Source organism: Pseudomonas sp. GW821-FHT12A04, from assembly GCF_058807755.1.
In genome coordinates, this window is sequence record NZ_JBXAQZ010000011.1 from 160,761 (window position 1) to 184,361 (window position 23,601).

The following is a 23,601-nucleotide window of genomic DNA, read 5'->3' on the forward strand; positions in this document are numbered from 1 at the left end:
TTTCTACCTCAGCTTCAGGGTGGCAAGGCCGATCAGCACGAGAATCACGGTGATGATCCAGAAACGGACGATCACGCGCGGCTCGGGCCAGCCCTTGAGTTCAAAGTGGTGGTGAATGGGCGCCATGCGGAATACGCGGCGACCGGTCAGTTTAAAAGAGGCGACCTGAATGACGACTGACAGGGTTTCCATCACGAACACGCCGCCCATGATGAACAGGACGATTTCCTGACGGACAATCACCGCGATGGTGCCCAGGGCCGCGCCCAGCGCCAGTGCGCCGACGTCACCCATGAAGACTTGTGCCGGATAGGTGTTGAACCACAGGAAGCCCAGGCCGGCTCCGATCAACGCGCCACAGAACACAATCAACTCGCCTGCGCCCGGTACGTAAGGAATCAGCAGGTATTCGGCGAACTTCACGTTACCCGACAGGTAGCAGAAAATGCCCAGGCCACCACCAACCATCACGGTCGGCATGATCGCCAGGCCGTCGAGGCCGTCGGTCAGGTTGACCGCATTGCTCGAACCGACAATCACGAAATAGGTCAGCACGATGAAGCCGGCGCCCAGCGGAATGCTGTAGTCCTTGAGCATCGGCAGGATCAGCGTGGTTTCCACCGGCGTGGCGGCAGTCATATAAAGGAAGATCGCCGCGCCCAGACCGAATACCGATTGCCAGAAATATTTCCAGCGGCTCGGCAAGCCACGGGAGTTCTTCTCGATGACCTTGCGGTAGTCGTCGACCCAGCCGATGGCTCCGAACAGCAAGGTCACCAGCAGAACGACCCAGACGTAACGGTTGCTCAGGTCAGCCCACAGCAGGGTGCTGACACCGATGGACGACAGAATCAGCGCGCCGCCCATGGTCGGTGTACCCGACTTGGACAGGTGCGACTGTGGGCCGTCGTTGCGAACGGATTGACCGATCTGACGGTTCTGCAACGTGCGGATCATCCATGGGCCATAGCACAGCGACAAGACCAGCGCGGTCAGTACACCGAGAATCCCGCGCAGGGTCAGGTACTGGAAGACCGCGAAGCCTTTGTAGAACTGTTGCAGATACTCCGCTAGCAGCAGCAGCATTAATGTTTCTCCAGACTGGACCCGCACAAGGCGGCGACGACGTTTTCCATCGCAGCGCTGCGCGACCCCTTGATCAAAATGGTGGTGTTTGTGTCTTGCTCGGCACCCAGGGCCTTGATCAGTTCAGCCTGCGTGCTGAAGTGAAAAGCCTGTGGACCGAATGCGTTCACGGCGTGAGCCATCATTGGCCCGACGGCGTACAGCGCAGAAACCTTGCCACGGGCGTACGCGCCCACGTCGCGGTGCCCCTGCTCCGCCCATTCGCCCAACTCGCCGATATCCCCGAGCACCAGGACGGTGCGACCGGAAAAGCCGGCCAGTATATCAACGGCAGCGCACATGGAGGTGGGGTTGGCGTTGTAAGTGTCATCGATCACGCGCATGCCGTTGGTGGCCAGTTGCGCGACGGTGCGCCCCTTGACCGGTTGCATCGCGCCAAGGCCGGTGGCGATACCGAACAGCGACACACCCAGGGCATGGGCGGCTGCGGCGGCGGCCATGGCATTGGCGACGTTATGGGTGCCGAGCAGGTTCAATTGAACGCGCTCCACGCCTTCAGGGCTGTGCAGATTGAACGCCGGGCAGCCGCGGGCATCGGTAGTCAGGTCACTGGCGTAGAAATCGGCGCTGGCGTTGCTCAACGCAAACGTCAGCACTTTGCGATCACCGGCGCGTGCCTTCCAGATACCGAATGCCTTGTCGTCAAGATTGAGAACGGCGACGCCATCGGCATCCAGCCCTTCGATGATCTCGCCCTTGGCTTCGACGATTTTGTCCGGGCCGCCGAACTCGCCGACGTGGGCGGTCCCGGCATTGTTGAGAATGGCCACGTGCGGCCGGGTCAGGCCGACGGTGTAGGCAATTTCACCCAGGCGCGAGGCACCCAGTTCGATCACGGCAGCGGTGTGTTCCGGTGCCAGTTCGAGCAAGGTCAACGGCACGCCAAGGTCGTTATTCAGGTTGCCACGAGTCGCCAGCACCGGACCACGGGTGCGCAGGATGCTCGCAAGCATCTCCTTGACCGTGGTCTTGCCGCTGGAACCGGTGACGGCCGCGACCGGATGGGTGTAGGCGGCGCGATTGAGCGCGCCCAACTGACCGAGGGCCTGGCGAGTGTCGCTGACCAGTAACTGCGGCAGCGTGCTGCCAGCGACTTCACGCTCGACCAGCGCAGCCACGGCGCCCTTGGCGGCGACTTCATTCAGATAGTCATGACCGTCAAAACGCGGACCGGTCAGGGCAATAAACAGCTGGCCCGGCTTGATTGCACGGCTGTCAATGCTGACGCCGTCGAAGCTGGCATCGACGGACACCAGGCGAGCACTCAGCGCACCGGTCAGTTCACACAGTTTCAAGGCCTTAAGCATGGGCCACCTCCCACGCGGTCAAGGCATGATCGGCCTCGACCAGATCGGAAAAGGCATGGCGTTCGCCGTTGATTTCCTGATAGTCCTCGTGACCTTTCCCGGCCAGGACAATCACGTCATCCGCCGAGGCACTGGCGATCAACCGGGCAATCGCCTGACCACGACCGGCAACGAACTCCACTTTATCCACAGCCGTGAAACCGGCGCGGATGTCATCGAAAATCACTGCAGGGTCTTCAGTGCGCGGATTGTCATCGGTCACCAGCACGCCATCGGCCAGGCGCTCAACCACTTCGGCCATCAACGGACGCTTGCCGCGATCGCGGTCGCCGCCACAGCCGAACAGGCACAGCAACCGGCCCTTGGCGTGTGGACGCAGAGCCAGCAGCACTTTTTCCAGGGCATCCGGGGTGTGGGCGTAATCGACCACCACCAGCGGCTGCGAGCCACCGCCCAAGCGCTGCATGCGCCCGGCAGGGCCTTCAAGCTTCGGCAGCACCTTGAGAATTTCGTCCAGGGCGTAATCCAGACCGAGCAACGCACCGACCGCCGCCAGGACATTGCTCAGGTTGAAGCGACCGAGCAAGGTGCTGCGCAAGTGGTGCTCGCCCTGTGGCGTGACCAGCGTGGCGCGCACGCCTTCGTCGTCGAATTGCGCCTGACGGCAATACAGGTAGGCGCCGGAGTCTTCCAGGCTGTAGGTGATCAACCGCGACTCGCGCTTGTCGGCGGCCAGTTGCCGGCCGAACTTGTCGTCGAGGTTGACCACGCGGCATTTCAAGTCATTCCAGTCAAACAGCCTGGCCTTGGCTTCGCCGTAGGCCTGCATGGTGCCGTGATAATCCAGGTGATCGCGGGACAGGTTGGTCATCACTGCCACATCGAACGCCAAGGCAGTCACGCGCCCCTGATCCAGGCCATGGGAAGAAACTTCCATCGCCACGGCCTTGGCCCCGGCCTTTTTCAGGTCCGCCAGGGTCGCTTGCACGGCAATCGGGTTCGGCGTGGTGTGCAGGCCGCTTTCCAGCGCCCCATAGAAACCCGAACCGAGCGTGCCGACCAGGCCGCAGTGCTGGCCGAGCAGGTCCAGCGCCTGGGCGATCAATTGAGTCACGCTGGTCTTGCCGTTGGTACCGGTCACGCCCACCAGGTTCAGGTGATGGCTTGGCTCGCCATAAAAACGCCCGGCGATGTCCGACAGCTGAGCCGCCAGACCTTTGACCGGAATCAACGGCACTTCAGTGATCGGCAGGACCGTGGCGCCTTCTACTTCATAGGCCACCGCGGCAGCACCACGCTGCAGGGCGTCAACCATATGCGCGCGCCCATCGAATTTACCGCCCGGCACAGCGAGGAACAGATCACCCGCACGCACATTGCGGCTGTCCAGGGCGAGTTCGCGAATCAGCAGATCGTGGCCGGCGTGAGGGAAAATCTTGTTCAGGCTCAGGGACATCAGCCGCGCCCTCCATTGGCTTTCAGCGGAACGACCGGTGTTGCGTTCGCTTGTTGAGTAGGTGGCAGGTTGTCCGGGGTAATGTTCATCAGGCGCAGGGTGCCCGACATCACACGGCTGAACACCGGCGCAGAAACCAGGCCGCCGAAGTAACCGGCCTTGGTCGGCTCGTCGATGACCACCACGATGGCGTAACGCGGATCGCTCATCGGGCCGAAACCGGCGAACAGCGAACGGTAGGAGTTCACGGCGTAACCCTTGGTGCCGACCGAGGTTTTACGCGCAGTACCCGACTTGCCGCCCACGTGATACGCCGGCACCTGCGCACGGAACACACCGCGCGGGGCTTCGATCACTTGTTGCAGCATGCCTTGCATGGTTTTTGCGACGGCCTCCGGCAGCACCTGGGTGGTTTGCGGCGCCTTGTCGGTCTTGATCAGGGTCAACGGTGCAAGGCGACCGTTGTTGGCCAGGGCCGAGAAGGCGTGGACCAACTGGATCGCGGTCACGGAAACACCGTAGCCGTAGGACAGCGTGGCGGTTTCTGCCTTGCGCCATTCGCGGTAGTTCGGCAGATTGCCGACGCGCTCGCCCGGGAAGCCCAGGCCAGTGTCCTGGCCGAGGCCGACTTTCTGCGCCAGACGGAAAATGGTTTCGCCGCCGATATCGAACGCGACCTTGCTCATGCCGACGTTACTGGAATTGATCAGGATGCCGGTCAGGTCGAGCACCGGGCCTTCGGTCTTGGATACGTCCTTGATGGTGTACTTGCCAATCTGCAGGGAGCCCGGATACACCTCGACGGTATCGCTCGGTTTCCAGCGGCCGGTTTCGATGGCGGCGCTCATCGAGATCGCTTTCATGGTCGAGCCTGGCTCGAACACGTCGATCATCGCGCGGTTACGCATCATCGCCGGCTGCAGGTTGCGGCGGTTGTTCGGGTTGTAGGTCGGCTGGTTGACCATCGCGAGAATCTCGCCGGTCTTCACGTCCATGATCACCAGGCTGCCGGCCTTGGCGCCGTTCTCGATGATCGCGTTACGCAGTTCGCGGTTGGCCAGGTATTGCAGGCGCAGGTCAATGGACAACGCCAAGGGCTTGCCGGCCTTGGCGTTTTTGGTGACCTGGACATCCTTGATCAACCGGCCGCGCCGGTCCTTGATGACTTGTCGTTTACCCGGCACCCCGGCCAGCCATTCGTCATAGGCCAGCTCGATACCTTCCTTGCCATGGTCATCGATGTCGGTAAAGCCGACCATATGCGCGGTCACTTCACCGGCCGGATAGAAACGGCGGAACTCTTCGATGCCATAGACGCCAGGCACTTTGAGATCGAGCACCGCCTGGCCCTGCTCAGGCGTCAGCCCGCGCACCAGATAAATGAATTCCTTGTTGGCCTGCGCTTCAAGGCGCTCGGCCAGGGCTTTCGGGTCCTGCCCCAGGGCAGCCGCCAGTGCCGGCCACTTTTCTTTGGCCGTTTGCATTTCCTTGGCATTGGCCCAGAGGGTGGTGACCGGAGTACTCACGGCCAAAGGCTCGCCGTTACGGTCGGTGATCAGACCACGGTGAGCCGGAATCGGAATATGACGAACACTGCGGGCATCGCCCTGACCTTTAAGGAAGGCACGGTCGACCACTTGCAAATCGATGATGCGCCAGGCAATCGCGGCCACCATGATGCCGAGCAAACCCAGCACCACGCGGAACCGCCAAGGAAAGAGTGCACCTTCGAGTTTCATCATGGCGCCACCATCTTCACGTCAGCGGCACCGGGGATGTGCATTTTCAATTGTTCGGTGGCCAGCACTTCGATACGGCTGTGGGCGGTCCAGGTGCTCTGCTCCAGAATCAACCGGCCCCACTCCGCCTGCGCCTTGTCGCGCACGCTCAGTTCGTTGTACAGCGAATTCAATAGCTGACGGTTCCAGTGCGCGCTGTAAGACACGCCGATGGCCGACACGAGCACGCCGACAAACAGCAGCAGCATGAAGAAGCTTCCGCCGGGCAATGGCTTGGCGAAAAGCTTGCTCACCGCAGCTTCTCCGCCACACGCATGACAGCGCTACGGGAACGTGGGTTGGCTTTGAGTTCGGCGTCGGAGGCCGTCTGCGCTTTGCCATGGACTTTGATTTTCGGTTCGAAGGCGACATGCCGAACCGGCAGGTTGCGCGGCAGGTTGTCGGCTTCGCCTTTCACCAGCTTGCGCATGAACAGTTTGACGATACGGTCTTCCAGCGAATGGAAGCTGATCACCACCAGGCGACCGCCCACTTCCAGGCACTCCAGCGCGGCTTCGAGGCCGGTTTCCAGATCACCCAGTTCGTTGTTGACGTGGATACGCAACCCCTGGAACGCGCGGGTTGCGGGGTTCTTGCCCTTTTCCCAGGCTGGGTTGGCGACTTTCAGGACTTCCGCCAGGTCACCGGTGCGCTCGAATGGCTTGATGTCGCGACGTTCGGCCACAGCACGGGCCATGCGGCCGGAGAAACGCTCTTCGCCGTATTCCTTGAACACCCGGGCGATTTCTTCCACGGGCGCGGTGTTGACGAATTCGGCGGCGCTGATGCCACGGGACGGATCCATGCGCATGTCCAGCGGACCGTCGTTGAGGAAGCTGAAGCCGCGCTCAGGGTCGTCGAGCTGTGGCGAGGACACGCCAAGATCCAGCAACACGCCGCTGACCTTGCCGGCCAGACCGCGTTCGGCGACTTCCGAACCGAGCTCGGCAAAGCTGCGCTGCACAACGACAAAGCGGCCGTCTTCGGCCGCTAGCGTCTGCCCGGTGGCAATCGCTTGTGGATCTTTATCGAATCCGAGCAACCGACCGTCGGGACCGAGCTGACTGAGGATCAACCGGCTGTGTCCGCCGCGTCCGAACGTGCCGTCCAGATAGCAGCCATCAGGACGTACGGCGAGAGCCTCGACGGCTTCGTCAAGCAGTACGGTGATGTGGTTAAAGCCGCTATCAATAGTCACAGGATCAAATCACGCAGTTCATCAGGCATCGCGCCCGGTTGTTGAATGGCAGCCAGGTCAGCGGCAGAAACCGCATTCCAGGCATCCTCGTCCCACAATTGGAACTTGTTCAGTTGGCCTACCAACATCGCGCGCTTATCCAACTTGGCATATTCACGAAGACGCGGCGGAACCAGAAAACGACCACTGCCATCGAGCTCGAGGTCGACGGCATTACCAATCAGTAAACGTTGCAGGCGGCGGTTCTCTTCGCGAAGCGAAGGCAGTGCGCGCAGTTTGGTTTCAATAATTTCCCACTCATCGAGGGGGTAAACACACAAACAAGGATCAACGGCATCAATTGTCACGATCAATTGACCGGAACTGCGCGAATCGAGCTCGTCACGGTACCGGCTCGGCATTGCGAGACGGCCCTTTGCATCGAGACTGATAGCGTTGGCTCCGCGAAACACGTCTGCGTTTCTCCAAATTCTAGCGTTTTGAGTTCAAAAAACCCACTTCATGCCACTTTCCGCCACTTACGCACACTATAGGAATGCGCCCACCACACCGTCAAGGCGCGGAGTAAAGGAAAACCCTTACAGAACTGAGATTTAGGAGCATTAACGGAGGGACAACGAGAATCCGGCAGATGAAACTGATCGATAACTTGAATCAGCACAGAAGGCTGCGTTCGAAAGTTAAAGTAATTTATTAAGAGTAAGATTTTTTTGGTATTACAAAAGAGGTTCTGCGGATGAATGTGTAAGGAGGGAAATTGCTATCACCCACCCCCCTGCTCAATGATTCAAGCAGAGGAAAGAAAAAGGTGGAGAGTCGATCTGTAAGCCGGGTTCTGTCTTGAACAGTCATTCGTCTACGATGGCCATCACTGGACATCTTTAGCAACCTACCCGGTCCCAGCGCGGGCCACGCCTTGGGACCCTATTTGGTCTTGCTCCAAGTGGGGTTTACCTAGCCACGAACTGTTGCCAGACGTGCGGTGCGCTCTTACCGCACCTTTTCACCCTTACCGGCGCCGAAGCGCTTAGGCGGTTATTTTCTGTGGCACTTTCCGTAGGCTCACGCCTCCCAGGCATTACCTGGCACTTCGCCCTATGGAGCCCGGACTTTCCTCCCCCCCCTAATTTTCATAGGGGGCAGCGACTGTCCGATCGACTCTCCGCCGCGAAGGTTACCGGCAGAGCGCCCGAAGAACAAGCACCAAGCGCCATTGGGCACGCCTGCGCGTCGGGTTTTACTCGCCCTTCTGCTGATCCAGCGCGATTTGGTACAGCACATTCTTTCGCTCGCCGGTGATTTGCGCCGCCAATGCCGCCGCACGCTTGAGCGGCATTTCTTCAAGCAACAGGTTGAGGATGCGCATCGCCTCGCTGCTGACGGCACCTTCCTCCTCGGGCGCGGACCAGCCCGCCACCAGTACCACGCACTCGCCGCGCTGCTGATTGCTATCCGACTCGACGAACTCGCGCAGCTCAGCCAGCGGCAGCCCCTTGAGGGTCTCAAACGTCTTGGTCAGCTCGCGGGCAAGCAGCGCCGGGCGCTCGGGACCGAACACCAGCTCCATGTCCTGCAGACATTCAAGAATGCGATGAGGGGCCTCATAGAAGATCAATGTGCGAGGCTCTTCCTTTACCTGCTCAAGACGCGCACGTCGCCCCACAGCCTTTGCAGGCAGAAAACCTTCGAATATGAAGCGGTCGGAAGGCAGCCCTGCTGCCGACAGCGCTGCAATCAACGCGCAGGCACCCGGAACCGGCACTACATTAATGCCCGCTGCCCGGGCCTGCCGCACCAGGTGATAACCCGGATCGGAAATCAGCGGCGTCCCGGCATCCGAGATCAACGCCACGTTGTCACCGGCAAGCAGGCGAGTGATAAAGCGACTACCTTCATCCCGCTCGTTGTGTTCATGGCAGGCCGCCAATGGCGTCGCAATGCCGAAGTGCTGCATCAAGCGCTGGGAATGACGGGTGTCTTCCGCGGCGATCAGGGCCACTTCACGGAGAATCTTCAGCGCCCGCGCACTGATGTCATCCAGGTTGCCGATGGGCGTCGCCACCACATAAAGCGAGCCAGCAGCGGAATTCAAAGCACCTGGAGCAGTCAAAGCGCACACCTCATGGTCGGTAAAAGTCGCCATTGTAGCGCGTAGCGAGACTCACGATACCCGCAAGCAAACGAGGTATCGGTGACCGTTTGTGCGCTGGCGCAACATTTACACCAGCTAAATTGATCGATTCACGCCAGTAACATCGCGCCCCGGCCAGTGCTTGGGTACAATTCCACGCTAATTTGATCGAGTATCAGGAACGCTTACATGATCGCTTGCCTGCGGCTGTTATCTGCCCTCTGCCTCGCTGCCTTGCTGACGGCTTGCGCCAGCTCGCCCTCCTCCAGCCTTGGCGAGCTTCCACGGACACCGGACGCCAGTATCGAGCAACTGCTTGAGAAGGCCTCCCAAAGCAAATCACCGGAAGATGCCGCCCTGCTGCGCCTGAGCGCTGCCGACCTGGCTTATCGCCAGGGCAATGCCGGCCAATCCGCGCAAATTCTGCAACAGGTTCCCGTCGAACAGCTCAAGCCGGGCCCACAGGTTTTCGCCAACACCCTGGCGGCGGAACTGGCCATGACACGCAATCAGCCCAAGGCCGCGCTGGCCGCCTTGAGCCATCCGAGCCTGCAATACTTGAGCGAACTGCCCGACGAACAACAGGTCCGCACCGGCACCATCCACGCCCGCGCACTTGAAGCCGATGGCCAGACCCTTGCCGCCGCTCGCCAGCGCATTTTCATCGCCCCGATGCTCGAAGGCGAAGCCGCGAGCAAAAACCACGAAGCCATCTGGACCCTGATCGCTTCGCTGCCGACCAATCAGTTGCAGCCAAGTGCCACCAACGATCTCGGCGGCTGGATGGCCCTGGCACTGGCCGTGAAATCCGCCGGCACCCTGGAGCAGCAACAGGCCGCCATCGACAACTGGCGCGCGCAGAATCCGAAGCACCCGGCAGCCATTCAATTGCCGCAGCCACTGACCCAACTCAAGGAGCTGGCCAGCCAGCCCCTGAACAAGATCGCCCTGCTGCTGCCTCAGGACGGCCAACTGGCCTCGGTTGGCAAAGCGCTGCGCGACGGCTTCATGGCCGCCCACTACCAGGCCCAACAGGCCGGGCAGAAACCACCCGCCATCGAGTTTTATGACAGCTCGCGCCTGACTTCCATGGACGAGTTCTACCGCAAGGCCCAGGCCGATGGCGTGCAACTGGTCGTCGGCCCGCTGGAGAAGCCGCTGGTCAAACAGCTGAGCACTCGCCCGCAGCTGCCGATCACCACCCTGGCATTGAATTACAGCGAGGGCGATCAAGGCCCGGCGCAGCTGTTCCAGTTCGGCCTTGCCGCTGAAGACGAAGCCCGCGAAGTGTCGCGCCGCGCTCGCGCCGACGGCCTGCATCGCGCAGCCATCATGGTGCCGAAAGGTGAATGGGGCGACCGCGTGCTCAAGGCGTTCAGCCAGGATTGGCAAGCCAATGGCGGCACCATCGTCGCCACCGAACGCGTCGACCAACCGGTCCAGTTGGCGCAGCAAATTGCCGACATGTTCCAGCTGCGTCAGAGCGAAGGTCGCGCCAAGAGCCTGCAAAGCACCGTTGGCTCGCAAGTGGCTGCCCAGCCATCGCGCCGCCAGGACATCGAGTTCATTTTCCTCGCCGCTACACCGCAACAGGCCCAGCAGATCAAACCGACCCTGAACTTCCAGTACGCCGGCGATGTTCCGGTCTACGCCACCTCCCACGTGTTCAGCGCCAACGGTGACGTCAACCAGTACAACGACATGAATGGCATTCGCTTCTGCGAGACGCCATGGTTGCTGGACGCCAATGATCCACTACGCCGCCAGGTCACTGCCCAGTGGCCACAAGCCGCCGGTAGCCTGGGGCGCCTGTATGCCATGGGTGTGGACGCCTATCGTCTGGCGCCACGCCTGGGCCAGCTCAAGTCACTGCCGGACAGCCGCATCGACGGTGAATCGGGCAGCCTTGGCATGTCCCAGAGCCAGCGGGTCGTGCGCCAGTTACCATGGGCCGAGTTCGCCAATGGCCAGATTCAGCGCCTGCCGGACACCGCTCGCTGATGCCTGACAGGTCACGCCAGCAAAGCGGCAAGGATGCCGAGCGCCATGCGCTCGAGCATCTTCAACAACGGGGTCTGCGCCTGCTGGCGCAGAACTGGTTGTGTAAACGCGGCGAGCTTGATCTGGTCATGCTAGATGGCGATACAGTAGTATTCGTTGAAGTCCGCTACAGAAAAAACACTCAATGGGGTGGCGCGCTCGATAGCATCGATGAGCGCAAACGGCAAAAACTGATTTTCGCCGCGCAATATTATCTTCAGCGCGAGCCGCGCTGGGCCAATTCCCCTTGCCGCTTCGACGTGATTGCCATCGACAGCCACCTCGATCAGTTGAACTGGCTACAGAATGCCTTCGACGGCTGATCGCCGGCATTGCGAACCGGACACTATCACCCAACATTTTGCTCTTTGCTTTGCGGGCTGCACATTCACGTGCCGAACAGCCGCGCTACTTAAGGTCACACAGATGGACATGCAATCCCGAATTCGCCAGCTTTTTCAGGCCAGTATCGACACCAAGCAACAGGCGATGGAAGTACTTGCACCGCACATCGAGCAAGCCAGCCAGGTCATGGTCAACGCCCTGCTCAACGAAGGCAAAATGCTTTCCTGCGGCAATGGCGGCTCTGCCGGCGATGCCCAGCACTTCTCCTCCGAGCTGCTCAATCGCTTTGAGCGCGAACGCCCAAGCCTGCCGGCCATCGCCCTTACGACCGACAGCTCGACGATCACCTCGATTGCCAACGACTACAGCTACAACGAAATTTTCTCCAAGCAGATCCGTGCACTCGGCCAACCGGGCGATGTGTTGCTGGCTATCTCCACCAGCGGCAACTCGGCCAACATAATTCAAGCGATTCAGGCCGCACATGATCGCGAAATGATTGTCGTAGCATTGACGGGACGTGATGGCGGCGGCATGGCGTCGCTCCTGTTGCCCGAGGACGTCGAGATTCGCGTACCGGCCAACGTCACCGCTCGTATTCAAGAAGTCCACCTGCTGGCGATCCATTGCCTTTGCGACTTGATCGACAGCCAATTGTTCGGGAGTGAAGAATGACCCCTAATCGCCTTGGCCTACTGGCCTTGACCCTGTGCCTCAGCATCAGCGGTTGCACCTCGGTGGTGACTGCCAGCCGTGAAGCACCGATTGAAGATGACCGCGGCACTCGCACACTGGGCAGCAAGATCGACGATTCCCTGATCGACACCAAGGTTGGCGTGAACGTCGCCAAGGCCGACCCGGCCCTGGATAAGGATTCGCATATCGTCGTCACCAGCTTCAACGGTGTCGTACTGCTCGCCGGGCAAACGCCACGCGCAGACCTCAAGGCCAAGGCCGAACAGGCTGCCGCCGCTGTCCAGCGCGTGAAAAAGGTGCACAACGAACTGCAAGTCCTGCCACCCTCTTCGTTGCTGGCACGCCAGAACGACACCTGGCTGACCACCAAGATCAAGACCCAGATGCTCGCCGATGCGAACATCCCTGGCTCGCGCATCAAGGTAGTCACTGAAAACGGCATCGTCTACTTGCTGGGCCTGCTGACCAAGCAGGAAGCGGCACAGGCGACCAACCTGGTGCAAGGGGTTTCCGGTGTGCAGAAGATCGTGAAATTGTTCGAGTACATCGACTGACCCTGCAGGAGCGAGCTTGCTCGCGAAAAACGCTTGGCGAATGCGTTCATTCAGACTGCACGCGTCATCGTTCACACCCATCGCGAGCAGGCTCGCTCCTACATCGTTTGAAGGCGGCGGAATAAAAAAGGGTGACCCTTGCGGATCACCCTTTTTTTATTTCACCACCTTCAAACTCGGGCGACCGCTTGGACGCGGTGGCTCACTGTCGGGTGGTGGAAGATCGTCATCCGGCTCGATCTCGTCGTCCTCGCCCATGGGCGATTCCAGATCGAACACCATGCCCTGGCCATTCTCCCGGGCGTAGATACCCAGGATCGAAGCAATTGGCACGTACAAGGTGTGCGGTACGCCACCAAAGCGCCCCTCGAAACTGACCGCCTCGTTATCCATGTGCAAGTGACGCACGGCTTGTGGCGATACGTTCAGGACGATCTGTCCGTCACTGGCAAACCCCTGAGGCACCTGCACCGACGGGTACTCGGAATTGACCAGCATGTGCGGGGTGCAATCGTTGTCCACAATCCACTCATAGAGCGCGCGGACCAGATAAGGTCGACTGGAGTTCATAACGGCTCCTTAAGCCTTAGCGCATGTCGCGTTCGACACCAGACAGACTCGCCTGGAAAGCCTCACGCGCAAACTGGCGCTCCATATAATCAAGCAGCGGCTTCGCCGGCCGCGGCAGTTCTATACCCAGAATCGGCAATCGCCAGAGTATTGGCAATAGGCAGCAATCCACCAGACTTTGTTCCTCACTGAGGAAAAACGGTTTGTCGGCAAACAGTGGCGACACACCCGTCAGGCTTTCGCGCAACTCTTTTCGAGCCACGGCACGAGCCGCTTCCTTGGTCCGTGAATCCAGAATCAGGTCCACCAGACCACACCAGTCTCGCTGAATGCGGTGCATCAGCAGGCGACTGTTGGCACGCGCCACGGGATAAACCGGCAGTAGCGGCGGGTGCGGGTAACGCTCATCCAGATATTCCATCACCACAGTCGACTCCCACAACGCCAGGTCGCGATCGACCAGCGTGGGCAAGCTGCCGTAAGGGTTCACCTCAATCAGTTTAGGTGGCTGGCGACCAGCCTCCACGTAAATGATCTCGGCGCTGACACCCTTCTCTGCCAGTACGATGCGCACTCGGTGGGAATAGTGGTCGGCGGGGTCGGAGTAACAGGCCAACCGATTGGTCACGCCCATGGCGATCCTCCTCGCTTGTAGAAATTATCGAAAGCGGAAAAACGAGCGCGCCCAGAGGGCGCCTCCCGTAACGACTGGATCACCAGTTTCGCTACATCTTCAGAGGCGCCCTTGGGCGCGCGCGATTAACAGCAATAGCTTGAAGCTTTATCAGTGCACGTCTTTCCAGTATTCGCGCTTGAGCAGGTAAGCGAAGACGAAGAAGAACGCCAGGTACAACAATACGTACGTACCGATGCGCTGATGTTGCAGCTTAACCGGGTTAGCCGAGTAAGCCAGGAAGGTTACCAGATTCTTGACCTTCTCATCGAACTGCTCTGCAGTCAGGGCACCGCTTTTCGGCACGATGGTCAACTGATCGCACGCTTCATGAGTCAGCGCCGTACCGGTCAGAGGATCATATTGCTTCTTGCCGTCTTCGACGATCTGAACCTGTTTGCAACCCACCACCTGACGACCCTGCAGGCCGACCAGGACGTTAGGCATGCCCACGTTAGGGAAGACCTTGTTGTTCACACCCCATGGGCGCGAAGGATCTTCGTAGAACGACTTCAGGTAACCGTAGAGCCAGTCAGTGCCGCGAACACGAGCAACCAGGGTCAGGTCCGGCGGCGCTGCGCCAAACCAGGCCTTGGCGTCCGCTGGCTGCATGCCGATGCTCATGTGATCGCCGATCTTGGCGCCAGTGAACACCAGCTTCTCGAGCATCAACTCATGAGGAATGCCCAGGTCGTCGGCAACACGCTCATAGCGCTGGAACTTGGCACTGTGGCAACCCATGCAGTAGTTGGCGAAGGTACGCGCGCCGTCCTGCATGGCCGCTTTATCGGAAACGTCGATGTCGACTTTTTCCAGCTCGGGGCCACCGTGCTCAGCTGCGAAAGCAAACACCGGCAGTGCAGCAAGCATCAATACAGCAAATAGTTTTTTCATCAGCCAGTCACCCTTTCCGGAACCGGTTTGGTCTTCTCGAGCCTGGTGTAGAACGGCATCAGAATGAAGTAGGCGAAGTACAGGAAGGTACACACCTGCGACAACAGCGTACGGCCTGGAGTCGGAGCCAGAACACCCAACACGCCCAGGATCACGAACGAAATGCAGAATACCCAGAGCCAGATCTTGCTCAGCCAGCCTTTGTAGCGCATCGACTTGACCGGACTGCGGTCGAGCCACGGCAGGACGAACAGCACGGCGATGGCCGCGCCCATGGCGATAACGCCCAGGAGCTTGTCCGGAACCGCACGCAAGATGGCGTAGAACGGAGTGAAGTACCAGACCGGAGCAATGTGCTCTGGGGTCTTGAAGGCGTTCGCCACTTCAAAGTTCGGCTTTTCGAGGAAGTAGCCGCCCATTTCCGGGAAGAAGAACACGATCGAGCAGAAGATGAACAGGAACACCACCACGCCGACGATATCTTTCACGGTGTAGTACGGGTGGAAGGCAATGCCGTCCAGCGGTATGCCGCTTTCGTCCTTGTGCTTCTTGATGTCCACGCCGTCCGGGTTGTTCGAACCGACTTCGTGCAACGCCAGGATGTGCAGCACCACCAGACCCAGGATAACGATCGGCAGGGCAACCACGTGCAAGGCGAAGAAGCGGTTCAGGGTAATACCGGAAATCAGGTAGTCACCACGAATCCACTGGGTCAGGTCGTTGCCGATGACCGGGATCGCACCGAACAGCGAGATGATCACCTGTGCACCCCAGTAGGACATCTGGCCCCACGGCAGCAGGTAGCCCATAAAGGCTTCGGCCATCAGCGCCAGGTAGATCAGCATGCCGAAGACCCACACCAGTTCACGCGGCTTCTGGTACGAACCGTAGAGCAGGCCACGGAACATGTGCAGATAGACCACGATGAAGAACGCCGAAGCGCCGGTGGAGTGCAGCAGACGCAGGATCGAGCCGTACTCGACGTCGCGCATGATGTATTCGACGGAGGCGAATGCCTCTTCCGCCGACGGGGTGTAGCTCATGGTCAGCCAGACACCGGTAACGATCTGGTTGACCAGAACGAGCAGCGCCAGGGAGCCAAAGAAGTAGAAGAAGTTGAAGTTCTTCGGAGCGTAATACTTGCTGAGATGGTCTTCCCACATCTTGGTGGCGGGAAAGCGCGCATCAACCCAATCCATGAACTTGCTCATCACGCTTTCTCCGTATCGACGCCAATGATAATAATTTCATCGGTCTCATAGGAATGCGGGGGAACTGGCAGGTTCAAAGGCGCAGGCTGCGACTTGTAGACGCGACCAGCCAGATCGTAGTGGGAACCGTGGCAAGGGCAGAAATAGCCGCCTACCCAGTCCTTACCCAGATCCGCAGGTGCCACTTCGGGACGGAAGGTCGGCGAGCAACCCAGGTGCGTGCAGATACCGATCAGCAGCAGGACCTCGGGCTTGATCGAACGGGTTTCCGGATCAACGTAAGTCGGTTGTGTCGAGTTCTTGGAGGCCGGGTCAGCGAGCTGGCCCTCGATCTTCTTAAGATTCCCCAGGATTTCCTGTGTACGGCGGACGATGAACACCGGCTGGCCGCGCCACTCAGCAATCATCTGCTGGCCTGGCTCGATTTTGCTGACATTCACTTTCACCGGTGCACCTGCGGCTTTCGCCTTGGCACTGGGAAACCATGACCCCACGAACGGGACCGCAGCCCCCACCGCTCCTGCAGCACCCACCACGGATGTGGCTGCTACCAAGAAGCGACGCCGGCCTGCATTCACGCCGTCATTGCTCATTCAGTCCTCTCCCATCAGCTTTGTGGCCTGTTAAATCAGGCATCTACTAAGTAAAACTATGTACTTATAAAAATTTTGCCGAATGGTAATGAAAAGCCCCAATTCTGACAAGGTAATTACCGGAACCCATCACCCCCAAGCCTTGTAGTATAGGGTGTCTGCGGATGTGGCAAGTTGTCACAGCGCAATTCTTTGATAAATCGCAGACATAAAAAAACGCCCAGCTCCGTGAGGAAACTGGGCGTTCTTTTTTGAACGTGAAAGCGAATTAACGCTTCGAGTACTGCGGACGCTTACGCGCTTTACGCAGACCGACTTTCTTACGTTCAACTTCACGAGCATCGCGGGTTACGAAGCCGGCTTTACGCAGGGCGCTGCGCAGAGTCTCGTCGTAGTCCATCAGAGCACGAGTGATGCCGTGGCGGATTGCGCCAGCCTGACCACTCACACCACCGCCGATCACGGTGACGTAGATGTCGAACTTCTCGACGGTCTCAGTCAGCTCCAGCGGCTGACGAACTACCATGCGGGCAGTTTCGCGGCCGAAGAAGTTATCCAGCGAACGGTTGTTGATGGAGATGTTACCAGTACCCGGACGCAGGAAAACGCGTGCGGTTGCGGTCTTGCGACGGCCAGTGCCGTAATTTTGAGTCGCCGACATAATGTACTATTCCGTTAAAACTTCAGTTCTTGGGGCTGCTGAGCAGTATGTGGGTGTGCAGCGCCCGCATAGACTTTCAGCTTACGGTACATGTCGCGACCCAGTGGGTTCTTAGGCAGCATGCCTTTAACCGCGGTCTCGATCACGCGCTCAGGGGCCTTGGCGATCAGCTTTTCAAAGTTGATCGACTTGATGCCGCCCGGGAAACCGGAGTGGGAGTAGTACATTTTGTCAGTGGTTTTAGCACCGGTAACACGAATCTGCTCAGCGTTGATTACGACGATGTAGTCGCCGGTGTCAACGTGAGGAGTGTACTCAGGCTTGTGCTTGCCACGCAGACGGCTCGCGATTTCGGTGGCCAGACGACCCAGGGTCTGACCAGCAGCGTCGACGACAAACCAGTCGCGCTTTACTGTTTCCGGTTTAGCAGTAAAAGTTTTCATTCTTTATAGCCTCAGGGGCCGCCCTGTAAATTAGACGGCGGATCTTACTGAATAGTGCGTACTTTGACAAGTCAAAGGCAGCCGGATACAGACGCTTTCGGGGGCTCGGGTCGGCGCGTCCGTTCAACGGCAAGATTCTTCGGCGGCGGCGCATCACTTCCACTGCAGAAAGAGGTGCGCAATTATGCAGATTGCGAAAAATAATTCAACCTGCTTTTATGATTGTTTTGCCCAAGGAGCACCCGATGGACTATCGCCAGCTAGGCCGAACCAATCTGAACGTGAGTGCCCTCTGCCTCGGAACCATGACCTGGGGCGAGCAAAACAGCGAGGCAGACGCCTTCGCCCAGATTGAGCGAGCCAAGAGCGCCGGGATCAACTTCATCGACACCGCCGAGATGTACCCGGTGCCACCCAAGGCCGAAACCTACGCCTCCACCGAACGCTACATCGGCAATTATTTCAAAAGCCGCGGTGATCGTGCCGACTGGATCCTGGCCAGCAAGATCGCCGGCCCCGGCAACACCATCGACTACATCCGCGACAAAAACCTGCGCCACAACCGCCAGCACATCACCGAAGCGGTGGATGCCAGCCTCCAGCGCCTGCAGACCGACTACATCGACCTCTACCAACTGCACTGGCCGGAGCGCAGCACCAACTTCTTCGGGCAACTGGGCTACAAGCACAAGATCGAAGCCAACCTGACGCCTCTGGAGGACACCCTCGAAGCACTGGACGAACAGGTCCGCGCCGGCAAGATCCGCCACATCGGCCTGTCCAACGAGACGCCATGGGGCACCATGCGCTTCCTGGCCCTGGCCGAAGCCCGTGGCTGGCCGCGCGCCGTGTCGATCCAGAACCCGTACAACCTGCTCAACCGCAGCTTCGAAGTCGGCCTGGCGGAAATCGCCATCCGCGAGCAATGCGGCCTGCTCGCCTATTCGCCGCTGGCGTTCGGTTTCCTGTCAGGCAAGTACGAAGGTGGCGCCCGCCCGCCAAAAGGTCGCCTGAGCCTCTACAGTCGCTTCAGCCGCTATTTCAACCCGCAGTCGGAAGCGGCATGCAGCCGTTACGTAGCCCTGGCTCGCGAGCACGGCCTTGACCCGGCGCAAATGGCCCTGGCGTTCGTGACGCAGCAGCCATTCGTGACCAGCAACATCATTGGCGCTACGACGATGGAGCAACTGGAGAGCAACATCGCCAGTTTCGACTTGAAGCTGTCGGAGGAAGTGCTGGAAGGGATCGAGGCGATTCACAAGGATCATCCGAATCCTGCGCCTTGATTGATCTTTAAAACCAATCGCGGGCAAGCCCGCTCCCACAGGTTCGGTGATACCTGTGGGAGCGGGCTTGCCCGCGATGGCGTCCGCCCGGTCAGCGCAAATCAAAGCGACCGCGCAATAATCTCCTTCATGATCTCGTTCGTCCCGGCATAGATCCGCTGCACCCGTGCATCCGCCCATGCCCGCGCGATCGGGTACTCCCACATGAACCCGTAGCCACCGTGCAACTGCACACACTCGTCGAGCACCTTGCACTGCAGGTCGGTGCCCCAGTACTTGGCCATCGCCGCCGTCGGCACGTCGAGCTTGCCTTGCAGGTGCAGCTCCAGGCAGCGGTCGACGAAGACGCGGCCGATCTGGATTTCCGTGGCCATCTCCGCCAGTTTGAACCGGGTATTCTGGAAGTCGGCGATCGACTTGCCGAATGCCTTGCGCTCACGGGTGTAGTCCAGCGTCCATTGCAGCGCCGCTTCGGCTGAAGCCAGCCCGCCAATGGCCACCGTGAGGCGCTCCTGGGGCAACTCCTGCATCAGGTAGGCAAAGCCCATACCGGCCTGGCCCAGCAGGTTTTCCTTGGGCACCCGCACATCCTGGAAGAACAGCTCCGAGGTGTCCTGAGCTTTCATTCCGACCTTCTCCAGGCGCTTGCCCTTGTCGAAGCCCGGCGTATTGGCCTCCACCAGAAACAGACTCGTGCCCTTCGCGCCAGCCTTCGGATCGGTCTTGGCGACGACGATCACCAGATCGGCCAGGTAGCCGTTGGTGATAAAGGTCTTGGAGCCATTGATCACGTACTCATCGCCATCGAGCACGGCCGTGGTTTTCACCCCTTGCAGATCGGAACCGGCGCCCGGTTCAGTCATGGCGATCGCGGTAACCATCTCGCCGGACACCAGTTTCGGCAGGTATTTGTGCTTCAGCGTCTCACTGCCGTAATGCAGGATGTAGGGCGCCACGATGTCCGAGTGCAAGGAAAAACCGATGCCGGTCAGGCCAAGTCGCCCCACTTCTTCGATCACCACCGCACTGTAGAGAAAGTCCGCCCCCAGGCCGCCGTACTCTTCCGGCAAGTGCGAGCAAAGCATCCCCGCCTCCCCAGCCTTGTTCCAGAGTTTGCGGTCGATATAGCCTTGTTTTTCCCATTGCCCATGGAACGGCACCGCCTCTTTTTCGAGGAACGTCCGCACGCTGTCGCGGAAAAGCTCGTGCTCGGAACTGAACAGGGTTCTGGGGATCATGCGGCACCTTTATCTTTGTTTTTAGAAGGAGTTGACCTTCAGAGACTATGCCTCGCTTCCGATACAGGACACTGGACACATCCGACAAAAAATAAGACGATCCAGCCGTCTGGTGACCACTTCCCCCTATAAAAATAAAGTTGAATTATGTCTAACCAAGCCTCCACGCCCCTGCGGCGCGTCAGCATCCTGGCCATCGACCGGGTTTTCGCTTCCACCCTCATGCAAGCCAAGGATTTCTTCCATCTCGCCAGCCTGCGCTACGGCAAACAGCTGGGCCAGGGCCTGACACCGGCGTTCGAAACCCGCTTGGTCAGCCCCGATGGCAAACCGGTCAACACTTTCAGCGATGTGATGATTCCGGTGGATGGCGGACTGGAAAACGCCGACATCATCGTTCTTCCCGCGTTCTGGGACGATTTCGACAACCTCAGCAAACGCTACCCGCAAATCCTGCCTTGGCTGCGCCAGCAACATGCGCGCGGTGCCGTACTGTGCGGCGAGGCCACTGGTGTTTTCTGGCTGGCCGAAGCCGGGCTGCTCAATGGCAAGGAAGCGACCACCTACTGGCGCTTCTTCAATGCCTTCGCCGAACGCTTCCCCAAGGTCCAGCTCAATCAGGACAAACACCTGACCGATGCCGACAACCTGTACTGCGCCGGCGGCACCACCTCGGCATGCGACCTGTACATTTACCTGATCGAGCGCTTCTGCGGCGCCAACGTGTCCCAGGCCGTAGCCCGAGACATCCTCTATGAAGTGCAGCGCAGCTATTCACCGGGACGGATTGGATTCGGCGGGCAGAAACTGCACCAGGACGTGATCATCCTGCAGATCCAGCACTGGCTCGAAGAACACTTCGCCGACAAGTTCCGTTTCGAGGACGTCGCCCGCGAACACGGCATGAGCATCCGCAACTTCATGCGCCGCTTCCAGACCGCCACCGGCGACAAGCCACTGCACTACCTGCAACGCCTGCGCATCGAAACCGCCAAGGGCTTGCTGTCCGGCAGCCGCAAGAGCATCAAGACCATCAGCTACGAGGTTGGTTATGACGATGCGAGCTTCTTTGCGCGGCTGTTCCGCCAGCACACAGAGTTGTCGCCGAACCAGTATCGGCAGCAGTTTCAGCAGGCTGCATAGCCGAACACCAACCGAATATGGGAGCGAGCCTGCTCGCTTCCACATTGAGTCTTGCGCCAGCCAAACAGCTCTTTCGCTATGCATTTTCCTACGCAAAAAGCGGAATACAGAGCGCCAGAGCAACCAACCCTGCTCGCAGACGCAGCCCCTTAAAAGACCCAACATCTTCCCTGCAAACACCATCAGGGAAGATCAACCATGACTATCGGATCAAGCTACAACTACCCTTCATACATCGCCAAGGAGGCCGCCCGAACAAAGCGCTCGGCTAAAAACAAATGGGCGGCTCGCTTCCCCAATCCGCCGGATTTGTGTTTTGACTATCGTGCACTGGTAGAACAGGAAAACGGCATCGCCAGGGCAACTGACCCGCAACATAAAATCTGCATCATCGGCGCCGGCGTCACAGGTCTGACTGCCGCCAGAGAACTCTATCGCTGCGGTTTTACCCATATCACTCTCATCGAACAATCCAGGCGCATCGGCGGCAGGCATCTGACCGTTTCCGGTAGCCGAAACTCGGCAGCAAGCCATACCCCGTTTGAAATGGGCGCCATGCGCATGCCCTTCTTCAACCGGGCGGATGAACCACCGACAGAAGGTCGGTCGCTGATGGCTTACTACGCCAATCAATTTGAATTGGTGTTTTCAGACTTCGCCAACCCCGGTAGCCAATGGGTTAGCTCGACAGGCATCTATCTCCGGGAGGGCAGCATGGGCGGCGGATCGGCGCCGCAAATGTTGATATGGAAAAACGAAGACGGTGTCACACCACCTCCCGGCGATGAATTGCAAAAGGTTTATTCCAAGTGGAAAGCCTTTGCCGATCGCATGACCCGCCACGTTGCCGAGCTTTATGCGACCCAGGAATGGGAAGCCATATGGGCTTCCATCGTCGAAAAATATGAGAGTGTCTCGTTCCGCGACCTGGTCAGCATGCCAGCACTGGAAGCTTGGGATGACCGCTCACCCGGGGATTTCGGCGGAATGGGAATGTCTGCGCAAGAATCCGCTATTTTTTACGCGATAGGTATAGGTGACGGTAGCTGGGGAGCTTTTTACGACGTCTGCTGCCTTTACCCCCTGCGCACCGCAATTTTCGGTTTCAGCAGCCAATTGCAACTGATCCATGGTCGAGTGGACTCAAACGGCGATCCACTGGATTCGCCCTACCTGAATAGCGAAGCCGTTTTTGACTCAATGGGCCAGAGTTTCGACAGCCCTCGCTACATCGGCCTCGCCGCGCTGGACGAATGCCTGCTGTTTGTGAAAACCGACGAAACCGGAAAGTCCATCTACGAACATAGCCTCGAAAGAAGCAATGGGCTTCTCACCGACTCATCCGTCACAAAACTGGAAAAGCTGACCAATCAAAAAATACGCGTCCATTACAACTGGAAACACAGTCAGCCCGAGCAAATCCAGGAGCAATTTGATGACTTTGACTCGGTCATCATGACACTACCCTCCTGGCTAATTGAAACTCGACTCAAGCTCGAAAATTTCACCCGGGAGATGCTGCCTTTCGAGACGATTAACGCCTACAAAACCGCGCACTGGGAAACTAGCTGCAAAGTGTTTGCACCGCTGAAAAAATCATTTCTTTCGAAAAACAAAAACATCCCGCAAGCCATCGTAACCGACAGTTTTATCCACGATGTCTATACCTACCGCTACAACGATAACTACAGCTATGACTGCATCCTGCTGAGTTATACCTGGGAGGATGACGCAACCAAGCTCGCCTCATTCAGCGACAAGGAGTTGGTATCAAAATGCGCCGAAGAGCTGGATCGCATACTCATGAACTCTGCCAACATCCAGGAGAAAATTTCTCCCTACATAGGCATTGATCAAGCGGTGGTTCAGCGCTGGATCACTGATAAAAATGCTCTGGGCTGTGCCAAGCTTTACCGACCGGGCACCTACTACGATGCCGTCGGCCTGATGAAGTACAACCGGGACCTTGCTCATGTCTCAGGCTTGTATTTTTCCGGCGAGTCATTTTCCGTCGACGCCGGTTGGACGGAGCCATGTTTTCGCGGCGCTGTCGATGCAGTGATTCATATCTGCAACAAAACTGCCGCAACCTTCAATGGCGGGTTTTCCTTGAGCGACTACCCGCACTACCAACTCAAAACCTGATCACATCCCCGTTCCAGAGCCATGCTCGCAATACATGGCTCTACTTCTCGTGCCTGCTACCCACTGCCATCAAACATCACGCTGATCCATTTT

At 58.8% G+C, this 23,601-nt stretch carries 23 protein-coding genes and 1 other RNA gene; 7 read left to right on the plus strand and 17 right to left on the minus strand.

Translation table 11 applies throughout. From position 1 onward, the window contains the following. Positions 1-3 precede the first annotated feature (3 nt). The 9 genes from mraY to rsmI all read right to left on the minus strand — a co-directional run bounded on the left by mraY (position 4) and on the right by rsmI (position 9,028). Positions 4-1,086, minus strand: a complete 1,083-nt coding sequence (mraY, locus tag AC1RS8_RS18400) for a phospho-N-acetylmuramoyl-pentapeptide-transferase (RefSeq protein WP_015096766.1) — start codon at positions 1,084-1,086, stop codon at positions 4-6. Next, positions 1,086-2,453: a UDP-N-acetylmuramoyl-tripeptide--D-alanyl-D-alanine ligase gene (locus AC1RS8_RS18405; RefSeq protein ID WP_489339196.1), complete on the minus strand. Its 1,368-nt coding sequence runs from the start codon at positions 2,451-2,453 to the stop codon at positions 1,086-1,088. Before AC1RS8_RS18405 ends, mraY begins: the two co-directional genes overlap by 1 nt. Continuing rightward, positions 2,446-3,909 (minus strand): UDP-N-acetylmuramoyl-L-alanyl-D-glutamate--2,6-diaminopimelate ligase, encoded by a 1,464-nt coding sequence (locus tag AC1RS8_RS18410; RefSeq protein ID WP_489339197.1) that lies wholly within the window; start codon positions 3,907-3,909, stop codon positions 2,446-2,448. The genes AC1RS8_RS18405 and AC1RS8_RS18410 overlap by 8 nt, the downstream gene beginning before the upstream one ends. After that, positions 3,909-5,648 (minus strand): peptidoglycan D,D-transpeptidase FtsI family protein, encoded by a 1,740-nt coding sequence (locus AC1RS8_RS18415; protein WP_173677933.1) that lies wholly within the window; start codon positions 5,646-5,648, stop codon positions 3,909-3,911. The genes AC1RS8_RS18410 and AC1RS8_RS18415 overlap by 1 nt, the downstream gene beginning before the upstream one ends. Next, positions 5,648-5,941 (minus strand): cell division protein FtsL, encoded by a 294-nt coding sequence (gene ftsL / locus AC1RS8_RS18420; RefSeq protein WP_007998257.1) that lies wholly within the window; start codon positions 5,939-5,941, stop codon positions 5,648-5,650. Before ftsL ends, AC1RS8_RS18415 begins: the two co-directional genes overlap by 1 nt. Next, a complete protein-coding gene (gene rsmH, locus AC1RS8_RS18425) occupies positions 5,938-6,885 on the minus strand; it encodes a 16S rRNA (cytosine(1402)-N(4))-methyltransferase RsmH (protein ID WP_007972589.1) in 948 nt (315 codons plus the stop codon). The genes ftsL and rsmH overlap by 4 nt, the downstream gene beginning before the upstream one ends. Further along, the gene (mraZ, locus tag AC1RS8_RS18430; protein ID WP_007917012.1) at positions 6,882-7,337 is read right to left on the minus strand and encodes a division/cell wall cluster transcriptional repressor MraZ; all 456 of its coding nucleotides are present in this window, start codon (positions 7,335-7,337) and stop codon (positions 6,882-6,884) included. Before mraZ ends, rsmH begins: the two co-directional genes overlap by 4 nt. Positions 7,338-7,693: 356 nt before the next feature. Continuing rightward, positions 7,694-8,047, minus strand: an RNA gene (gene rnpB / locus AC1RS8_RS18435) — RNase P RNA component class A. A 75-nt stretch (positions 8,048-8,122) separates the two neighbouring features. After that, on the minus strand, positions 8,123-9,028 hold the full coding sequence (gene rsmI / locus AC1RS8_RS18440) for a 16S rRNA (cytidine(1402)-2'-O)-methyltransferase (RefSeq protein WP_167362876.1): 906 nt from the start codon (positions 9,026-9,028) through the stop codon (positions 8,123-8,125). Between the two features lie 177 nt (positions 9,029-9,205). On the opposite strand from rsmI, the gene AC1RS8_RS18445 reads away from it, so the two are divergent. From AC1RS8_RS18445 to AC1RS8_RS18460, 4 genes are all read left to right on the plus strand, one after another. Next, on the plus strand, positions 9,206-11,017 hold the full coding sequence (locus tag AC1RS8_RS18445; protein WP_489339198.1) for a penicillin-binding protein activator: 1,812 nt from the start codon (positions 9,206-9,208) through the stop codon (positions 11,015-11,017). Further along, positions 11,017-11,379 (plus strand): YraN family protein, encoded by a 363-nt coding sequence (locus AC1RS8_RS18450; RefSeq protein ID WP_489339199.1) that lies wholly within the window; start codon positions 11,017-11,019, stop codon positions 11,377-11,379. The genes AC1RS8_RS18445 and AC1RS8_RS18450 overlap by 1 nt, the downstream gene beginning before the upstream one ends. A 103-nt stretch (positions 11,380-11,482) precedes the next feature. Next, on the plus strand, positions 11,483-12,076 hold the full coding sequence (locus AC1RS8_RS18455) for a phosphoheptose isomerase (RefSeq protein WP_007972584.1): 594 nt from the start codon (positions 11,483-11,485) through the stop codon (positions 12,074-12,076). Then, positions 12,073-12,651 (plus strand): BON domain-containing protein, encoded by a 579-nt coding sequence (locus AC1RS8_RS18460; RefSeq protein WP_057713355.1) that lies wholly within the window; start codon positions 12,073-12,075, stop codon positions 12,649-12,651. The genes AC1RS8_RS18455 and AC1RS8_RS18460 overlap by 4 nt, the downstream gene beginning before the upstream one ends. A 156-nt stretch (positions 12,652-12,807) precedes the next feature. Here the strand turns inward: AC1RS8_RS18460 and AC1RS8_RS18465 are convergent, their stop codons facing one another. The 7 genes from AC1RS8_RS18465 to rplM all read right to left on the minus strand — a co-directional run bounded on the left by AC1RS8_RS18465 (position 12,808) and on the right by rplM (position 17,696). Next, positions 12,808-13,221 (minus strand): ClpXP protease specificity-enhancing factor, encoded by a 414-nt coding sequence (locus AC1RS8_RS18465; RefSeq protein WP_007998247.1) that lies wholly within the window; start codon positions 13,219-13,221, stop codon positions 12,808-12,810. 16 nt (positions 13,222-13,237) lie between these two features. Next, positions 13,238-13,855 (minus strand): glutathione S-transferase N-terminal domain-containing protein, encoded by a 618-nt coding sequence (locus tag AC1RS8_RS18470; RefSeq protein WP_007989864.1) that lies wholly within the window; start codon positions 13,853-13,855, stop codon positions 13,238-13,240. Between the two features lie 150 nt (positions 13,856-14,005). Then, positions 14,006-14,788 carry a cytochrome c1 gene (locus AC1RS8_RS18475; RefSeq protein WP_057713354.1) on the minus strand — a complete coding sequence of 261 codons (783 nt, stop codon included), beginning with the start codon at positions 14,786-14,788 and terminating at the stop codon, positions 14,006-14,008. After that, the gene (locus tag AC1RS8_RS18480) at positions 14,788-15,999 is read right to left on the minus strand and encodes a cytochrome b (RefSeq protein ID WP_489339200.1); all 1,212 of its coding nucleotides are present in this window, start codon (positions 15,997-15,999) and stop codon (positions 14,788-14,790) included. Before AC1RS8_RS18480 ends, AC1RS8_RS18475 begins: the two co-directional genes overlap by 1 nt. Further along, positions 15,999-16,592, minus strand: coding sequence for a ubiquinol-cytochrome c reductase iron-sulfur subunit (gene petA / locus AC1RS8_RS18485; RefSeq protein WP_057713353.1), 594 nt, complete (start codon positions 16,590-16,592; stop codon positions 15,999-16,001). The genes AC1RS8_RS18480 and petA overlap by 1 nt, the downstream gene beginning before the upstream one ends. Positions 16,593-16,860: 268 nt before the next feature. Then, on the minus strand, positions 16,861-17,253 hold the full coding sequence (gene rpsI, locus AC1RS8_RS18490) for a 30S ribosomal protein S9 (protein WP_003228056.1): 393 nt from the start codon (positions 17,251-17,253) through the stop codon (positions 16,861-16,863). 14 nt (positions 17,254-17,267) lie between these two features. After that, the gene (gene rplM, locus AC1RS8_RS18495) at positions 17,268-17,696 is read right to left on the minus strand and encodes a 50S ribosomal protein L13 (protein WP_007917032.1); all 429 of its coding nucleotides are present in this window, start codon (positions 17,694-17,696) and stop codon (positions 17,268-17,270) included. Between the two features lie 245 nt (positions 17,697-17,941). On the opposite strand from rplM, the gene AC1RS8_RS18500 reads away from it, so the two are divergent. Continuing rightward, positions 17,942-18,982 carry an NADP(H)-dependent aldo-keto reductase gene (locus AC1RS8_RS18500; protein WP_150814947.1) on the plus strand — a complete coding sequence of 347 codons (1,041 nt, stop codon included), beginning with the start codon at positions 17,942-17,944 and terminating at the stop codon, positions 18,980-18,982. Positions 18,983-19,083: 101 nt separating this feature from the next. Here the strand turns inward: AC1RS8_RS18500 and AC1RS8_RS18505 are convergent, their stop codons facing one another. After that, positions 19,084-20,220, minus strand: coding sequence for an acyl-CoA dehydrogenase family protein (locus AC1RS8_RS18505; protein WP_150814948.1), 1,137 nt, complete (start codon positions 20,218-20,220; stop codon positions 19,084-19,086). Positions 20,221-20,442: 222 nt separating this feature from the next. Between AC1RS8_RS18505 and AC1RS8_RS18510 the strand changes: the two genes are divergently transcribed. Both AC1RS8_RS18510 and AC1RS8_RS18515 read left to right on the plus strand, forming a co-directional pair. Continuing rightward, positions 20,443-21,363, plus strand: coding sequence for a GlxA family transcriptional regulator (locus AC1RS8_RS18510; protein ID WP_174245557.1), 921 nt, complete (start codon positions 20,443-20,445; stop codon positions 21,361-21,363). Between the two features lie 198 nt (positions 21,364-21,561). Continuing rightward, positions 21,562-23,508, plus strand: a complete 1,947-nt coding sequence (locus AC1RS8_RS18515; protein ID WP_489339201.1) for a flavin monoamine oxidase family protein — start codon at positions 21,562-21,564, stop codon at positions 23,506-23,508. Positions 23,509-23,601 lie beyond the last annotated feature (93 nt).

Bases quoted from the DNA above. Each gene is read 5' to 3' on its own strand.
- rsmI (WP_167362876.1), bottom strand. From the start codon at position 9,028: ATGGCGACTTTTACCGACCATGAGGTGTGCGCTTTGACTGCTCCAGGT.
- AC1RS8_RS18460 (WP_057713355.1), top strand. From the start codon at position 12,073: ATGACCCCTAATCGCCTTGGCCTACTGGCCTTGACCCTGTGCCTCAGC.
- mraY (WP_015096766.1), bottom strand. From the start codon at position 1,086: ATGCTGCTGCTGCTAGCGGAGTATCTGCAACAGTTCTACAAAGGCTTC.
- AC1RS8_RS18505 (WP_150814948.1), bottom strand. From the start codon at position 20,220: ATGATCCCCAGAACCCTGTTCAGTTCCGAGCACGAGCTTTTCCGCGAC.
- AC1RS8_RS18500 (WP_150814947.1), top strand. From the start codon at position 17,942: ATGGACTATCGCCAGCTAGGCCGAACCAATCTGAACGTGAGTGCCCTC.
- AC1RS8_RS18405 (WP_489339196.1), bottom strand. From the start codon at position 2,453: ATGCTTAAGGCCTTGAAACTGTGTGAACTGACCGGTGCGCTGAGTGCT.
- AC1RS8_RS18465 (WP_007998247.1), bottom strand. From the start codon at position 13,221: ATGAACTCCAGTCGACCTTATCTGGTCCGCGCGCTCTATGAGTGGATT.
- petA (WP_057713353.1), bottom strand. From the start codon at position 16,592: ATGAGCAATGACGGCGTGAATGCAGGCCGGCGTCGCTTCTTGGTAGCA.
- rpsI (WP_003228056.1), bottom strand. From the start codon at position 17,253: ATGTCGGCGACTCAAAATTACGGCACTGGCCGTCGCAAGACCGCAACC.
- AC1RS8_RS18450 (WP_489339199.1), top strand. From the start codon at position 11,017: ATGCCTGACAGGTCACGCCAGCAAAGCGGCAAGGATGCCGAGCGCCAT.
- AC1RS8_RS18510 (WP_174245557.1), top strand. From the start codon at position 20,443: ATGCAAGCCAAGGATTTCTTCCATCTCGCCAGCCTGCGCTACGGCAAA.
- AC1RS8_RS18480 (WP_489339200.1), bottom strand. From the start codon at position 15,999: ATGAGCAAGTTCATGGATTGGGTTGATGCGCGCTTTCCCGCCACCAAG.
- AC1RS8_RS18445 (WP_489339198.1), top strand. From the start codon at position 9,206: ATGATCGCTTGCCTGCGGCTGTTATCTGCCCTCTGCCTCGCTGCCTTG.
- AC1RS8_RS18410 (WP_489339197.1), bottom strand. From the start codon at position 3,909: ATGTCCCTGAGCCTGAACAAGATTTTCCCTCACGCCGGCCACGATCTG.
- AC1RS8_RS18515 (WP_489339201.1), top strand. From the start codon at position 21,562: ATGACTATCGGATCAAGCTACAACTACCCTTCATACATCGCCAAGGAG.
- AC1RS8_RS18475 (WP_057713354.1), bottom strand. From the start codon at position 14,788: ATGAAAAAACTATTTGCTGTATTGATGCTTGCTGCACTGCCGGTGTTT.
- AC1RS8_RS18415 (WP_173677933.1), bottom strand. From the start codon at position 5,648: ATGAAACTCGAAGGTGCACTCTTTCCTTGGCGGTTCCGCGTGGTGCTG.
- AC1RS8_RS18470 (WP_007989864.1), bottom strand. From the start codon at position 13,855: ATGGGCGTGACCAATCGGTTGGCCTGTTACTCCGACCCCGCCGACCAC.
- AC1RS8_RS18455 (WP_007972584.1), top strand. From the start codon at position 11,483: ATGGACATGCAATCCCGAATTCGCCAGCTTTTTCAGGCCAGTATCGAC.
- rplM (WP_007917032.1), bottom strand. From the start codon at position 17,696: ATGAAAACTTTTACTGCTAAACCGGAAACAGTAAAGCGCGACTGGTTT.